This window comes from Pseudazoarcus sp. NS34, from assembly GCF_059703725.1.
This window is the reverse complement of record NZ_BAAKIZ010000001.1, coordinates 1097923-1112583: the sequence shown is the minus strand read 5'-3', so window position 1 is coordinate 1112583 and position 14661 is coordinate 1097923. Positions and strand designations below refer to the sequence as shown.

Below are 14661 nucleotides of genomic sequence, written 5' to 3'. Positions count from 1 at the left end.
CATGAGCGAGGCCGTGCGCATCGTCACCACAAACCTGCACGACCCGGCCCACGCGGCGGCCTGGTTGGGGCTGCTCGACGCCTACGCGCGCGACCCGATGGGCGGCGGTTCGGGCTTGCCCGATGCCGTACGCGCCGCGCTGCCGCAACGGCTGGCCGACCGCGCGGGCTTCGTATCGTTTCTGGCCTTTGCGGGCGATGAAGCGGTTGGGCTGATCAACTGCTTCGAAGGCTTTTCGACCTTCGCCGCACAACCGCTGCTCAACGTGCACGACATCGCCGTGCTACCCACACACCGCCGCCGCGGCATCGCCCGCGCACTGCTCGCTGCGGCCGAGGACGCCGCCCGCCAGCAAGGCTGCTGCAAGCTCACGCTGGAAGTGCTGTCGAGCAACCACGCCGCAATGGCGGCCTACGTGCAGCAGGGTTTCGCGCCGTATGAACTCGACCCGGCAGCGGGACAGGCGGTGTTGCTGCAGAAGTGGCTGTAAGCGGCAAGGGCCTGCGGTGAGCAGGCCACGTAGGGTATAATTCCGCCCTTTCTTTTGCTTCAAAAACAGGATCTTCCGTGCTCGTCGCCGCCAACATCACCATGCAGTTCGGGGCCAAGCCCCTTTTCGAAAATGTCTCCGTCAAATTCGGCGATGGCAACCGCTACGGCCTGATCGGGGCAAACGGGGCCGGCAAGACGACTTTCATGAAGATCCTGTGCGGCGCGCTGGAAGCGTCGGGCGGCAACGTCTCGAAAGAGCCGATGGAGCGCATGGCCTATCTGCGCCAGGATCAGTTCGCCTACGAAGACAAGCGCGTGCTCGACGTGGTGATGATGGGCCACGAAGAGCTGTGGTCGGCCATCCAGGAACGCGACGCGATCTACGCCAACCCGGAAGCCACCGAAGACGATTACATGCACGCCGCCGAGCTGGAAGGCAAGGTCGGCGAGTACGACGGCTATACCGCCGAGGCGCGTGCCGGCGAGCTGCTGCTGGGCGTGGGCATTTCCACCGATCTGCACGACGGGCCGATGAGCGAAGTAGCGCCGGGCTGGAAGCTGCGCGTGCTGCTGTGCCAGGCGCTGTTTGCGAACCCGGACATCCTGCTGCTCGACGAACCGACCAACAACCTCGACATCAACACCATCCGCTGGCTGGAAGACGTGCTCAACAACCGTGACAGCACGATGGTGATCATCTCGCACGACCGCCACTTCCTGAACCAGGTGTGCACGCACATGGCCGACCTGGATTACGGCACGATCACCGTGTACGCCGGCAACTACGACGACTACATGGAAGCCTCGGTGATGGCGCGCCAGCGCCAGCAGTCGGCCAACGCCCGCGCCAAGGAGAAGATCTCCGACCTGCAGGACTTCGTGCGCCGCTTCTCGGCCAACAAGTCCAAGGCCAAGCAGGCCACCAGCCGCCTGAAGCTGATCGACAAGCTCAAGCCGGAAGACGTGAAGCCGTCGAGCCGTCAGTACCCGTTCATCCGCTTCGAGTACGACGAGAAAGAGAAGCTGCACCGCCTGGCCTGCGAGATCGACAACATCACGTTTGCCTACGAGGGCATGGACAAGCCGCTGTTCAAGGGCTTCAGCATGCCGATCGAGGCCGGCGAAAAGATCGCCATCATCGGCGAGAACGGCGTCGGCAAGACCACGCTGCTCAAGCTGCTGCTGGGCGAACTCAAGCCGCAGAAGGGCACGATCAAGTGGGCCGAGAAGGCCAACCCCGGCTACTACGCGCAGGATCACTCGGCCGATTTCGCCGAGGATGTGAGCCTGACGGAGTGGATTGCCGAGTATTCGCGCATCACCGCCGCCATCACCGGCGAAGACAACGAGACCCTGCTGCGCGGCACGCTGGGCCGCTTGCTGTTCTCGGGTGACGAGGTGAAGAAGTCGGTCAAGGTGATCTCGGGCGGCGAGCAGGGCCGCATGCTGTTCGGCAAGCTGATGCTGTCGCGCCCGAACGTGCTGATCATGGACGAGCCGACCAACCACCTGGACATGGAATCGATCGAATCGCTCAACACGGCGCTCGACAAATTCCCCGGCACCTTCGTCTTCGTGTCGCACGACCGCGAATTCGTGTCGTCGCTGGCCACGCGCATCGTCGAAATCAAGCTCGACGGCACCATCGTCGACTACCGCGGCACCTACGAGGAATACCTCTCCAGCCTCGGCCTGGGCTGATCCAGCCCGCGTTGGTCTGAACCATCGCGCAATCCGGCTCTGCAGCCGGATTGCGACGATTGTTCAATCCGACCTATGCGCTCAGCACTCCGCTAGAATCTGCGCATGATCGGCATCTTCCTCATTACCCACGGCACGCTCGGCGAATCACTGATCCAGTGCGTGAGCCATGTCCTCAATCAGCGCCCGGCGCAGATCGTGCAGCTCGGCGTCAGCGGGCAGGACGACCCGCTCGACATGCTGCCGATCGCGCGGCGCATGCTGGACTGGGTGGATGAGGGCGACGGCGTGCTGGTGCTGACCGACATCTTCGGCGCCACACCCTCCAATATCGCCAGCAAATTGCTCGACCCCGGCCGGGTGGAAGGCATCGCGGGCGTGAACCTACCGATGCTGATGCGCGCGCTGACCTATCGCGAACGCGACATGAATACCTTGATCCAGCGCGCCATCAGTGGTGGCTGCGATGGAGTACTCCACATCAAATGAGGCCACGATGCCGCGCAAGGAAATCGAAATCATCAACAAGCTGGGGCTGCACGCGCGCGCCTCGGCCAAACTCACCCAGACCGCCAGCCAGTTCCGCAGCGAAGTGTGGATGGAACGCAATGGCCGACGCGTAAACGCCAAGAGCATCATGGGAGTGATGATGCTGGCCGCCGCCAAGGGCACCAGCGTCATCGTCGACATCGAAGGGCCAGACGCCGATACGGCCATGCAGGCCATCGACGCGTTGATCGCCGACCGCTTCGGCGAGGAGGAGTAAGCGCGCATGACCTTCACCGTCCACGGTCTGCCGGTCTCGCAGGGCATCGCCATCGGCCATGCCCACCTCGTCTCGCGCGCGCTGCTCGAGGTGAATCACTACCACGTCGCCGAAAAGCACGTGGGCGACGAGATGAAGCGTCTGGACGATTCGGTCGCGGCGGTGAAGCGCGAGCTCAACACGCTCAAGACCACCGCTGCCAGCTCGCAGGCGCACGGTGAAGTCGGCGCCTTCGTCGATCTGCAACTCATCATGCTGGCCGACCCGCTGCTGGTGGACGCCGCGCGCAGTGTGATCCAGGAACGCCGCTGCAATGCAGAGTGGGCGATGGTGCAGCAGATGGACCACCTGGTCGCGCAGTTCGACCAAATCGAAGACGCCTACCTGCGCGAGCGCAAGGCCGACGTAGTGCAGGTGGTCGAGCGTGTGGTCAAGGATCTGGTGGGCCACCCCGGCCACCTGCCGCCCAAACGCCGCGACGGGCTCGGCACCATCATCGTTGCGCACGACCTGTCACCGGCCGACACCATCGGCTTTCGCGACCACAACATCGCCGGCTTCCTGACCGACATCGGCGGCCCGACCAGCCATACCGCCATCGTTGCGCGCACGCTGTCGATCCCGGCCGTGGTCGGCCTGCACCGCATCCGCGATCTGGTCGAAGAAAACGAACTGATCATCATCGACGGCACGCTGGGCATCGTCATCGTCGATCCCGACGAAGCCATTGTCGAAGCCTACCGCCTGCGCCGCACCGAGCTGGAGATCAAGCGCTCGCGCCTGAAGCTGCTGCGCGACACGCCGGCCAGCACGCTCGACGGCCGCATCGTCTCGCTGCTCGGCAACATCGAAGGCCCGGCCGACGTGGCACAGATCAAATCGGTCAATGCCGACGGCGTCGGCCTGTACCGCACCGAATTCCTGTTCATGGGCCGCGAAGACCTGCCCAGCGAAGACGAGCAGTTCGAGGCCTACCGCGCCGTGGTCAAGCCACTCGCCGGCAAGCCGGTGACGATCCGCACCTTCGATATCGGCGCCGACAAGATGCTGTCGATCGGCCACCAGCGCACCGAGCCCAACCCTGCGCTGGGCCTGCGCGCAGTGCGTTTCTCGCTGTCCGAGCCGCAGATGTTCCGCACCCAGTTGCGCGCACTGCTGCGCGCCTCGGCCTACGGCAAGCTGCGCATCATGATCCCGATGATCTCGCACGTGCAGGAGCTGGAGCAGGCGCTGACCATGCTGGCACTGGCGCGCGAGGAACTGAGGGCGACCAAGCACAAGTTCGACGAATCCATCGACATCGGCGCGATGATCGAGGTGCCGGCTGCCGCGCTGGCCATCGGCATGTTCAAGAAGCGCGTGTCTTTCCTGTCGCTCGGCACCAACGATCTGATCCAGTACACGCTGGCCATCGACCGCACCGACGACGCCGTGGTGCACCTCTACGACCCGCTGCACCCGGCCGTGCTCAAGCTCATCAACGGCACCATCCAGGCCGGCAAGCGCTACGGCATGTCGGTGTCGGTATGCGGCGAAATGGCTGGCGACCCGACCTACACCCGATTGCTGCTCGGCATGGGCCTGCGCGAGTTCTCGATGCATCCGGCCAATGTGCTGGAGATCAAGCAGCAACTGCTGCACGCCGACTACTCGGAGCTGGCGCCGCGGGTGCAGCGCATCCTGCGCATGGATGAGCCGGCGCGGGTGCATGAGGCAGCGCTGAAGCTCGCGGGCTGAAGCTGCGGCTGCAGTCCGGATGCGGCTCGCCGAGAAACCGCTTTCCCCTAGTGTCACCTGAGTCAGATTTTCATGCCCCGGCCGGCCGGGATTTCGCCCCGGCGGGCGACCTTCTTTCTTGTAGTGCAACAAGAAAGAAGGTAAAGAAGTGCACCCTCCTCACCGCCCCTTCGGGGTTCCTTCGCTGCGAGCCCTCCCGGCGGCCGGCCTTGCGAACTCGCTGGCGCTCAAACAGCAAGACCGGAAGGCCCCGCCGTGAGCACTCTTCGCTCAGCGGCTCAGAAGGGATTGGCAAACAAGACGCGATCCATCCGTAGTCGCCTGTTCGTTGTTCGAGCGGCTCCGCTGGCACCCTGATCCCCTCTGGCTCGCCGAGTGCAGGGTGGTTTCGCCGGGGAAGTCCGGTCCTGCTGTCTGAGCGACAGCGAGTTCAGGACCGGCCGGTGAAACCGCCCGGAGCGAGGGAAGCCCGAAGGGCCGAGACGGCGGGGCACGCTTCTTTGCTTCCTTTCTTGTCGTGCAACAAGAAAGGAAGTCGCCCGCCGGGGCGAAATCCCGGCCAACGCACGCCAACCATCGGCGTTGCCACAACGAATCGGCGAGGCGCTGAAATTGACTTTCCTCCCCCGGCACGATAACTTCGCCGCCTATCAGCGCCGATTTGAACTACAGCTTGCGGGCGCTCAATAAATACGGCTAAAGCGAGGGCAGCCCTGTCCGCGTCTTTGAGCCGACAGGGTTTTTGTTTTTATATACGCCATGATCCAGCCCCAATCGGTCGGCATCGTCACCCCGCAGCGGGCGGTTTTCAACGAACCGCTGCCGCTCAAGTGCGGCGCAGTGCTGCCGGCCTACGAACTCGTCTACGAGACCTACGGCGAACTCAACGCCGATCGCAGCAATGCGGTGCTGGTCTGTCACGCACTGTCCGGTTCGCATCACGTTGCAGGCCAATACGCCGACGATCCCGGCAACATTGGCTGGTGGGACAACCTCGTCGGGCCGGGCAAACCGCTCGATACGCGGCATTTCTTCGTCATCGGCGTGAACAACCTCGGCGGCTGCTTCGGTTCGACCGGGCCGGCCTCGATCAATCCAGCCACCGGACGGCACTGGGGCGCGGACTTTCCGTTCATCACGGTTGAGGACTGGGTCACGACGCAGGCGCGGCTGGCCGATCAGCTCGGCATTGAGCGCTTTGCAGCGGTGGTGGGCGGCAGCCTGGGCGGCATGCAGGCCATTTCCTGGGCGCTGCAGTATCCCGAGCGCGTGGCCAATGTGGCGGCGATTGCGTCGGCGTCCAAGCTGACGGCGCAGAACATTGCCTTCAACGAGGTCGCGCGCCAAGCCATCCTGACCGACCCGGACTTTCACGGCGGCAACTTCTACGAACACGGCCTGGTGCCGGCGCGCGGACTGCGGCTGGCGCGCATGATCGGCCACATCACCTATCTGTCGGACGATTCGCTGGCCGAGAAATTCGGCCGCGTGCTGCGCCACGGCAAGGCCATCTACAGCTACGACGTGGAGTTCGAGATCGAGTCCTACCTGCGCTATCAGGGCGACAAGTTCTCGAAGGTGTTTGACGCCAACACCTATCTGCTGACCACCAAGGCGCTGGATTACTTCGACCCGGCCTTCGAGCACAACGGCAACTTGGCCGCGGCCATGGCGCGCTGCACCGCAGACTTCCTGGTGGTGTCGTTTTCGACCGATTGGCGTTTCTCGCCCGAGCGTTCGCGCGAGATCGTCTATTCGCTGCTGCACAACCGGCGCAACGTGAGCTACGCCGAGATCGAGAGCGGCGCCGGCCACGACGCCTTCCTGCTCGACGATGCGCACTACCACGCGGTGCTGCGCAGCTATTTCGAACGGATGCGCAAATGAGCCCGATCTATCGCTACGACTACGACGTCATCGCCGGATGGATCGCCCCCGGCGAGAAGGTGCTCGACCTGGGCTGCGGCGACGGCAGTCTGCTGCGCCGCCTGATGGACGAACGCGGCGTGCTGGGCTGGGGCGTGGAGAATGATCCTGCCAATCTGGTGGCCTGCCTGAACAACGGCGTGAACGTGATCCAGGTCGACCTCGAAAAGGGGCTGGCCGGTTTCGAGGACGGGTTTTTCGACCACGTCGTCATGAGCCTGTCGCTGCAGACCATCCACAACACGCAGGGCATTCTCGACGAGATGCTGCGGGTGGGCCGCGAGGCGGTCGTGAGCTTTCCGAACTTCGGTTACCGCAGCCACCGCGAGAGCATCGGCGAAGGCCACATGCCGGTGTCCGATAGCCTGCCGCATCAGTGGTTCAACACGCCCAACGTGCGCTTCTTCACCATGGCCGACTTCGAATCACTGTGCGCGCAAAGCGGCATCGTGGTGCGCGAATGCCTGGGCTTCGATGATGGCCGCCGTATCGACGACAACCCCAACCTCAACGCCAGCATGGCGGTGTACCGCCTCGGTCGGGACGGTCAGGACAAGGCGCGCACCGCGTAGTCCGCCACATTCACCTCCAGCGCCGCTGCCTCACTCAGATGCAACGCGCTGGCGGCGTAGCGGTCGCGCCACGCGCCGGCCTGGGCGAAAGCCGCCTCACCGGCCGCACCCGCCACTCCCAGCAACAGATCGGCCGACAGCAGCTTGCCCATCGGATTCGACGGCTCACATCCGGCCTCCTCGAACTGCCTGACCAGCCATTCGCGCGCCTCGCCCGCAGCCACGGCCGCGAACTCACGCTCGGCAACGGCCAGCACGTATTCGCGCCCTTCTCCGAACGAAACTACAAGCCTGCGCATCATCCCTCTCACCCACCCGGAAGCTGACCGACGATTGTCTGCTTCCGGCTCGCGCCGGGCAAGGGCATGCCTCGATTTGCCATGGTCGCCCCAAGATCACGCGCCAGTGTGCACACGACCACGCTTTGGCGGCACAAAGCCTTGTATTCAAAACACATGACGGCGAGAATCGCGCCCTGTATGTGCCCGCGCGATGGGCACCGCACACCGCAACAACTCCCACCGCGCGGGGCCCTGACCGGCCTCCAACCAGGAGCAGTACATGCACCGAGACCCGGCCGGTCCCGACCACGCCCCCGCAGACGGCGGTCAGCCGTCTGCCACGGCGGCGCAGGTCATCGCCCGGCATCTGTGCCAGCCCCAGGCAACGGTCATTCTCGGCAGCTGGACACACGACCTGCGCAGCGGCGAGCTGTGCTGGTCCGACGCCTTCCGCAGCCTGATGCACATTCCGCCAGACGAATCGCCGAGCTTCGAGGGCTTCATCGAGCGTATCCACGCCGACTGCCGCCCCGACGTGCTGCGGGTGCTCCAACAATTGTGTGAAGTCGGCGGCAGCGCCAGTTTCAATTTCCGCGTGCCGTTGCCGGGCGAAATGGCGAGTTTCGAGGCGCACATCGTCGTCGACCGCGATCGGCTCGAGCGCCCCACGCTGGCCCACGGCAGCATTCGCGATGTCACCGCGCGCAACAACAGCGACGACGCGTTGCGCCGCCGCAGCGTGTACCTAAACGCCATCCTCGACCAGTTGCCGCAGGCCATCAGCGTATTCGACGATCAGCTGCGCCTGCAGTGCTGGAATGCGCGCTATGCCGAGGTGATCGGCGTGCCGCGCGACATGCTGCATGCCGAGGCACGCTTTGAGGACATCTACCGCATTCCCGCCGAACGCGGTGACTTCGGCCCCGGCAACCCAGCCGAGCTGGTCGAGCAGCGCAAGCAGCTGGCCTTGAACTTCGAGCCCCTGCTGTTCGAGCGCACACGCTCCGACGGGCGCACCCTGCTGATCGCACGCGAGCCGCTGTACATCGACGGACGCATTGCCGGGCTGGTGACAACCTACACCGACATTTCCGAGCGCAAGCGCATCGAGGCTGAGGTTCGCCATCTTGCCCATCACGACGTGCTGACCGGGCTGGCCAACCGCAGCCTGCTCGACGGGCGGCTGCAGCAGGCCATTGCCGACTCGCGCCGCTGCGACCAGCATCTGGCGGTGCTGTTCATTGATCTGGACCGCTTCAAGAACATCAACGATTCTCTCGGCCACCATGTCGGCGACGAGCTGCTGGTGCAGGTCGCCGAGCGGCTGCGCGCCGAAGTGCGCGAGTCGGACACGGTGGCTCGGCTGGGTGGCGACGAGTTCGTCATCGCGCTGCAGGGCGTGGGCGGCGCAAGCGACGCGGCGCGCCTCACCGAGGGAATTCTGGCCAGCCTGTCGCAACCCTATCTGGTGGCCGGCACCGAGCTGCACGCCACGCCGTCGATTGGCATCAGCCTTTTCCCGGACGACGCGCAGGACGCCAACACGCTGCTGCGCAACGCCGACACGGCGATGTATCACGCCAAAGCCGTCGGCCGCGCCAACTACCAGTTTTTCACCGACGGGCTCAACCACAGCACGACGGTGCGCCTCGAACTCGAAAACAGCCTGCGCCGCGCCATCGGCCGCAAGGAATTCGAGCTGTGGTACCAGCCGCTGCACGACGCACGCGGCTCTGCGCTAAGCGGCTTCGAGGCGCTGGTGCGCTGGCGCCGCGAGGACAACCTGCTGGTCATGCCCGACAGCTTCATTCCGATCGCCGAAGATACCGGCATGATCGTCGAGCTCGGCGAGTGGGTGCTGCGCGAGGCCTGCCGCCAGGCCCGCCTGTGGTCCGACCTGGGGGCCGCGCGTCCGCGCATTTCGGTCAATCTGTCGGCACGCCAGCTGCGCGACGCGCGCTTTGCCGACATGGTCGCCGACATCCTTGCCGAAACCGGTCTGGAGCCTTCGATACTCGAACTGGAGATCACCGAAAGCTCGGTCATGGACAAGCCTGACGACGCCGTTGCGCTGCTGCGCAAGCTCAAGACGCTCGGCGTCGGCATTGCCATTGACGATTTCGGCACCGGCTATTCCTCGCTGTCCTACCTGAAGATGTTCCCGCTCGACCGGCTCAAGATCGACGGTTCCTTCGTGCGCGATATCGACAATGACCCGAACGACTCGGCCATTGTCTCGGCCGCCGTATCGCTGGCGCACAACCTCGGCTTGCCGGTGGTTGCCGAAGGCGTGGAAACCGCCGCCCAGGCCCAGCATCTGGTGCGGCTGGGCTGCGACGAACTGCAGGGCTATCACTTCAACCGCCCCATGCCGGCGCAGCAGGCCGATTCCATGCTGCGCGCGCTGCAGGTCTGAACCAGCCACCCACGCATCTGCAATAATCGGGGCCTTGCTCCCGACCCCCGACGGATTCCGCGTGCCCGAAACCGAACGCCCGAGCTGGCAACAAGCCCTGCTCAACCGCCGCATGCTGGTGTGCATCTTCACCGGCTTCAGTTCCGGCCTGCCGCTGTTCCTGCTGTTTTCCCTGCTGCCCGCCTGGCTCAAGACCGAGGGCCTGAGCCTGAAAGTCATCGGCGCTTTCGCGCTGATCCAGTTCCCCTACACCTGGAAATTCCTGTGGGCCCCGTTGCTCGACCGCTACGGCATCCTGCCGTGGCTGGGCCGGCGCCGCAGCTGGATGCTGGTGTCGCAGATCGGCCTGGTCGGCGCCATCGCCTGGCTCGGCCATCTGTCGCCCACCGAGCACCTCGGCATGGTCGTGGCGCTCACCACCACGCTGGCCTTTCTGTCGGCCACCCAGGACATCGCGCTCGATGCCTTCCGCCGCGAGATCCTGCCGGATGTCGAACTGGGGCTGGGCAACGCCATCCACGTCAATGCCTACCGCGTGGCGGGGCTGGTGCCGGGTTCGCTGTCGCTGATCCTGGCTGACCACCTGCCGTGGGCGCAGGTGTTCCTGATCACCTCGCTGTTCATGCTGCCCGGCCTGCTGATGACGCTGATGGTCAAGGAGCCGGTGGCGGCTGCAATGGCACCGCGCACGCTGCGCGCCGCGGTGGTCGAGCCCTTCCAGGAGTTCTTCAGCCGCCACGGCATTCGCTCTGCGCTGCTGGTGCTGTCCTTCCTGTTTCTCTACAAGGTCGGCGATTCGCTGGCCGCCGCGCTGGCCACGCCCTTCTATCTCGACATCGGTTTCACCATGACCGAGATCGGTCTCGTCGCGAAGAACGCCAGCCTGTGGCCGATGGTCATCGGCGGCATCCTGGGCGGGCTGTGGATGCTCAAACTCGGCATCAACCGCGCGCTGTGGATCTTCGGCGTGGCGCAGGTGGTATCCACGGCCGGCTTCGTGTGGCTGGCCTGGATGGGGCCGGCCGAAGCGGACGCCGGGCGGCTTACCGCACTGGCCGTCGTCATCACCTTCGAGTCACTCGGCGCCGGGCTGGGTACGGCGGCTTTCGTGGCCTTCATCGCGCGCACCACACACCCGGCCTACACGGCCACCCAGTTCGCGTTGTTCACCAGCCTGATGGCGGTGCCGCGCACCTTCGTCAACGCCACTTCCGGCTGGCTGGTCGAGAACATCGGCTGGGTGGATTTCTTCAGCCTGTGCGTGCTGATCGCCATTCCGGGCATGCTGCTACTGATGAAGGTGGCGCCGTGGCACGGCGAACAGGACGCCATCGACGCCATGCCGGTTCGCTCCGGAGGGAAATGACATGACCACTCCTACCGCCCGCGCGGCCATAGCCGCCGCCCGCAACCTCTCCGACACGCTCACACCGATGCGCTTCGCACCGCCGGTGAGCCACGTGTACAACCCGCTGACCTACGCCTGGAGCGTGCATGAGGCGTACCTCGCACGCTTTGCCGCGGCGCCCAAACGCGTGGTCTTTCTCGGCATGAACCCCGGCCCCTTCGGCATGGCACAGACCGGCGTACCCTTCGGCGAGATCGAAGCCGTGCGCGACTGGCTGGAGCTGTCGGGCGAAGTCGGCAAACCGCCGGTCGAGAACCCCAAACGCCCGGTCGAAGGCTTTGCCTGCCCGCGTTCCGAGGTGTCGGGCCGCCGCCTGTGGGGGCTGTTCCGCGAACGCTTCGGCACGGCCGAGGCCTTTGCACAGGCGCATTTCGTCGCCAACTACTGCCCGCTGGCCTTCTTCGACGGCGGCCGCAACCTGACGCCCGACAAGCTTCCGGTAGCCGAAGCCGGCCCGCTGATGGCAGCCTGCGACGAGCACCTGCGCGCGCTGGTAGATACGCTGCAGCCGGAATGGGTGGTCGGCATCGGCGCCTGGGCCGAACAGCGCGCCGTACAGGCGCTGGCCGGGCGCGACTTGCGTATCGGACGCGTGCTGCACCCGAGCCCGGCCAGCCCGGCGGCCAATCGCGGCTGGAGCGAGGCTGCCAGCCGCCAGCTCGTCGAACTCGGCATCTGGAGCGCTTGAACACCGCCCGGCACGGTAAAATCATGGCCTGACCCATCTCAGGCAGACACCGTGAACGAAATCCAGCATCTCTTCGACAGCAACCGCGCCTGGGCCGCCCGCCGCCTGCAGGAAGATCCCGACTTCTTCTCGCGTCTGGCACGCCAGCAATCGCCGGAATATCTGTGGATCGGCTGTTCCGACAGCCGTGTGCCGGCCAACCAGATCGTCGATCTCGATCCGGGCGAGGTCTTCGTACACCGCAACGTCGCCAACGTCGTCGGCCACACCGATCTGAACGTGCTGTCGGTGGTGCAGTTCGCCGTCGATGTGCTCAAGGTCAAGCACATCCTGATCGTCGGCCACTACGGCTGCGGCGGCGTGGCGGCCGCGCTGCACAACCGCAGCATGGGGCTGATCGACAACTGGCTGCGCAACGTACAGGACGTACGCGACCGCAACATCATCCTGCTTGATTCGCTGGGCGCCGACCGCGACCGCCAGAACCGCCTGTGCGAGCTCAACGTGATGCAGCAGGTGGTCAACGTAAGTCAGACCACGGTATTGCGCGAAGCCTGGGCGCGTGACCAGAAGGTCACCGTGCATGGCTGGTGCTACTCGCTCGAAGACGGCCTGATCCGCGATCTGGGCATGAGTGCGCGCAGCGCCGACGAGGCTTACCGCAATTTCCATGACACCAGCCGGCGCATGCTGGGCAGCAAGACCACCCTGGCCGACCGACGGGGCGGCTGATGCGCATCGGCGTCGATCTGGGCGGCAGCAAGATCGAGATCGTCGCACTCGACGAGGCCGGCATCAGTCATTACCGCGAGCGCGTAGCGACTCCGGCCGGCGACTACGCCGCCACGCTCGACACGGTTGCAAGGCTGGTGGCGCGCTGTGAGGCCGCCATCGGCACACGCGCCACCGTCGGCATCGGCACACCGGGCTCGTTGTCGCCGGCCAGCGGTCTGATCCGCAACGCCAATTCCACCTGCCTCAACGGTCACGCACTCGGCAGCGATCTGGCGCAACGACTGGGGCGCGAAGTGCGCATTGCCAACGACGCCAACTGCTTTGCGGTATCCGAGGCCACCGACGGCGCAGGCGCGGGCGCACCGTGCGTGTTCGGGGTCATTCTCGGCACCGGTGTGGGCGGCGGAATCGTGATCAACGGCCGCCTCTTGAACGGCGCCAACGGCATTGCCGGAGAATGGGGCCACATCCCGCTGCCGCTGCCCGGCGCCGACGATCTGCCTCTGCCGGCATGCTACTGTGGCCGCGCAGGCTGCATCGAAACCTACCTTTCCGGCCCGGCCCTGGCCGCCGAGCATGCCCGCCGCACCGGCCTGACACTCGACGCCCGCGAGCTCGCGGCCGACGCCCAGCGAGGCGGGCAATGCAGCGAGGCAACGATGGAGCGTTTCGAACGTCGGCTGGCGCGTGCGCTGGCGACTATCATCAATGTCGTCGACCCTGACGTGATCGTGCTCGGCGGCGGTCTGTCGCAACTCGATCGGCTATACCGCAACGTACCGCGCATCTGGGAGGAGTACGTGTTCTCCGACATCATCACCACCCGTCTTGTACCGGCCCTGCACGGCGACGCCTCGGGCGTGCGCGGCGCGGCCTGGCTATGGCCGGCGGACGCGTCGTCATGAGCCGCGCCTGCACCCCGCCGGGGGAAGCCGAACGCCTTGCTGCGCTGCACGCCTACGGCATTCTGGACACACCGCCCGATGCCAGCTTCGACGCCCTGACGCGCATTGCTGCGCACATTTGCGGCACGCCGATGGCGCTCATCAGCCTGGTGGACCGCGAACGTCAGTGGTTCAAGTCCGAGATTGGTCTGGGCGTGCGCGAGACGCCGCTCGACGCCTCGATCTGCGCGCACGCCATCCTGCAGCCCGGTCTGTTCGTCGTGCCGGACACCACGCAGGACTCACGCTTTGCCGACAACCCGCTGGTCAGCGGCGATCTGCATCTGCGTTTCTACGCCGGCGCCCTGCTTGAAAGCGAAGAGGGGCATCGGCTGGGCACTCTGTGTGTGCTGGACCATCAGCCGCGCTCCCTCAGCCCCGAGCAAGGCGCGATGCTGCAAGCACTGGGCGGCCAGGTCATGCTGCTGCTGCAGCTCTATCGGCAGAACCAGAGGCAGGCCGAGATGCTGGCCAGCATCGACGCTGCCCGCCGCGAAATGACACAGCTCGCGGCCACCGATTCACTGACCGGCCTGGCCAACCGGCGAGCCTTCATCGAGCGGCTGTCGCAGGAAATTGCACGCGTCGCGCGCGGCAAGGGGCCGAGCTGCCTGATCATGGCCGACCTCGACCATTTCAAGGCCATCAACGACCGCTACGGCCATCAGACCGGAGACCACGCGCTGACCGTGTTTGCCGACAGCTGTTCAAGCGTCTTCCGCGAGGCCGATCTGATCGGGCGTTGGGGCGGCGAGGAGTTCGCCATACTGCTGCCCGACACCCTGCTGGAGGATGCCCTGCGCGTTGCCGAACGCCTGCACACTGCGCTGGCGCGGACGCCGATTGCCGGCAACGGCGATTCATTTCATCTGTCGGTCAGCCTGGGAATTGTCGAGCTGGACGGCGGACGCAGCATGGACGCGGTCATCCGGCTTGCGGATGAGGCGCTGTACGCCGCCAAGGACGCGGGGCGCAGCCGCAGCGTGACGGGCTGA

General features: G+C 65.5%; 14 protein-coding genes. 13 read left to right on the top strand and 1 reads right to left on the bottom strand.

The window, feature by feature from the left end; all coding sequences use genetic code 11:
- Nucleotide 1 precedes the first annotated feature (1 nt).
- From AC6H0N_RS05345 to metW, 7 genes are all read left to right on the top strand, one after another.
- A complete protein-coding gene (locus tag AC6H0N_RS05345; protein ID WP_497573027.1) occupies nt 2-490 on the top strand; it encodes a GNAT family N-acetyltransferase in 489 nt (162 codons plus the stop codon).
- Between the two features lie 77 nt (nt 491-567).
- A complete protein-coding gene (locus tag AC6H0N_RS05340) occupies nt 568-2193 on the top strand; it encodes an ABC-F family ATPase (protein WP_497573026.1) in 1626 nt (541 codons plus the stop codon).
- Between the two features lie 105 nt (nt 2194-2298).
- Nucleotides 2299-2682: a PTS sugar transporter subunit IIA gene (locus AC6H0N_RS05335; RefSeq protein WP_497573025.1), complete on the top strand. Its 384-nt coding sequence runs from the start codon at nt 2299-2301 to the stop codon at nt 2680-2682.
- A 7-nt stretch (nt 2683-2689) separates the two neighbouring features.
- Nucleotides 2690-2959: an HPr family phosphocarrier protein gene (locus AC6H0N_RS05330; protein ID WP_497573024.1), complete on the top strand. Its 270-nt coding sequence runs from the start codon at nt 2690-2692 to the stop codon at nt 2957-2959.
- Nucleotides 2960-2965: 6 nt separating this feature from the next.
- Nucleotides 2966-4696, top strand: a complete 1731-nt coding sequence (gene ptsP, locus AC6H0N_RS05325) for a phosphoenolpyruvate--protein phosphotransferase (RefSeq protein WP_497573023.1) — start codon at nt 2966-2968, stop codon at nt 4694-4696.
- 759 nt (nt 4697-5455) lie between these two features.
- Complete coding sequence (metX, locus tag AC6H0N_RS05320) at nt 5456-6583, top strand: homoserine O-succinyltransferase MetX (protein ID WP_497573022.1); 1128 nt, start codon at nt 5456-5458, stop codon at nt 6581-6583.
- On the top strand, nt 6580-7194 hold the full coding sequence (gene metW, locus AC6H0N_RS05315) for a methionine biosynthesis protein MetW (RefSeq protein ID WP_497573021.1): 615 nt from the start codon (nt 6580-6582) through the stop codon (nt 7192-7194). Before metX ends, metW begins: the two co-directional genes overlap by 4 nt.
- Here the strand turns inward: metW and AC6H0N_RS05310 are convergent.
- Nucleotides 7170-7496 carry a hypothetical protein gene (locus AC6H0N_RS05310; protein ID WP_497573020.1) on the bottom strand — a complete coding sequence of 109 codons (327 nt, stop codon included), beginning with the start codon at nt 7494-7496 and terminating at the stop codon, nt 7170-7172. The genes metW and AC6H0N_RS05310 overlap by 25 nt on opposite strands.
- Before the next feature lie 259 nt (nt 7497-7755).
- Here AC6H0N_RS05310 and AC6H0N_RS05305 point away from each other — a divergent pair, with 259 nt between their 5' ends.
- From AC6H0N_RS05305 to AC6H0N_RS05280, 6 genes are all read left to right on the top strand, one after another.
- A complete protein-coding gene (locus AC6H0N_RS05305) occupies nt 7756-9891 on the top strand; it encodes a putative bifunctional diguanylate cyclase/phosphodiesterase (RefSeq protein ID WP_497573019.1) in 2136 nt (711 codons plus the stop codon).
- A 61-nt stretch (nt 9892-9952) separates the two neighbouring features.
- Nucleotides 9953-11257: an AmpG family muropeptide MFS transporter gene (locus tag AC6H0N_RS05300; protein ID WP_497573018.1), complete on the top strand. Its 1305-nt coding sequence runs from the start codon at nt 9953-9955 to the stop codon at nt 11255-11257.
- A 1-nt stretch (nt 11258) separates the two neighbouring features.
- The gene (locus AC6H0N_RS05295; protein ID WP_497573017.1) at nt 11259-11987 is read left to right on the top strand and encodes a uracil-DNA glycosylase family protein; all 729 of its coding nucleotides are present in this window, start codon (nt 11259-11261) and stop codon (nt 11985-11987) included.
- Between the two features lie 51 nt (nt 11988-12038).
- Nucleotides 12039-12719 carry a carbonate dehydratase gene (gene can / locus AC6H0N_RS05290; RefSeq protein WP_497573016.1) on the top strand — a complete coding sequence of 227 codons (681 nt, stop codon included), beginning with the start codon at nt 12039-12041 and terminating at the stop codon, nt 12717-12719.
- Nucleotides 12719-13627 carry an ROK family protein gene (locus tag AC6H0N_RS05285; RefSeq protein WP_497573015.1) on the top strand — a complete coding sequence of 303 codons (909 nt, stop codon included), beginning with the start codon at nt 12719-12721 and terminating at the stop codon, nt 13625-13627. The genes can and AC6H0N_RS05285 overlap by 1 nt, the downstream gene beginning before the upstream one ends.
- The gene (locus tag AC6H0N_RS05280) at nt 13624-14661 is read left to right on the top strand and encodes a GGDEF domain-containing protein (RefSeq protein ID WP_497573014.1); all 1038 of its coding nucleotides are present in this window, start codon (nt 13624-13626) and stop codon (nt 14659-14661) included. The genes AC6H0N_RS05285 and AC6H0N_RS05280 overlap by 4 nt, the downstream gene beginning before the upstream one ends.

What these genes read in the sequence shown, in the direction of transcription:
- AC6H0N_RS05345 (WP_497573027.1), top strand. Translation starts at nt 2, where the DNA reads ATGAGCGAGGCCGTGCGCATCGTCACCACAAACCTGCACGACCCGGCC.
- AC6H0N_RS05335 (WP_497573025.1), top strand. Translation starts at nt 2,299, where the DNA reads ATGATCGGCATCTTCCTCATTACCCACGGCACGCTCGGCGAATCACTG.
- AC6H0N_RS05330 (WP_497573024.1), top strand. Translation starts at nt 2,690, where the DNA reads ATGCCGCGCAAGGAAATCGAAATCATCAACAAGCTGGGGCTGCACGCG.
- ptsP (WP_497573023.1), top strand. Translation starts at nt 2,966, where the DNA reads ATGACCTTCACCGTCCACGGTCTGCCGGTCTCGCAGGGCATCGCCATC.
- metX (WP_497573022.1), top strand. Translation starts at nt 5,456, where the DNA reads ATGATCCAGCCCCAATCGGTCGGCATCGTCACCCCGCAGCGGGCGGTT.
- metW (WP_497573021.1), top strand. Translation starts at nt 6,580, where the DNA reads ATGAGCCCGATCTATCGCTACGACTACGACGTCATCGCCGGATGGATC.
- AC6H0N_RS05310 (WP_497573020.1), bottom strand. Translation starts at nt 7,496, where the DNA reads ATGATGCGCAGGCTTGTAGTTTCGTTCGGAGAAGGGCGCGAATACGTG.
- AC6H0N_RS05305 (WP_497573019.1), top strand. Translation starts at nt 7,756, where the DNA reads ATGCACCGAGACCCGGCCGGTCCCGACCACGCCCCCGCAGACGGCGGT.
- AC6H0N_RS05295 (WP_497573017.1), top strand. Translation starts at nt 11,259, where the DNA reads ATGACCACTCCTACCGCCCGCGCGGCCATAGCCGCCGCCCGCAACCTC.
- AC6H0N_RS05285 (WP_497573015.1), top strand. Translation starts at nt 12,719, where the DNA reads ATGCGCATCGGCGTCGATCTGGGCGGCAGCAAGATCGAGATCGTCGCA.
- AC6H0N_RS05280 (WP_497573014.1), top strand. Translation starts at nt 13,624, where the DNA reads ATGAGCCGCGCCTGCACCCCGCCGGGGGAAGCCGAACGCCTTGCTGCG.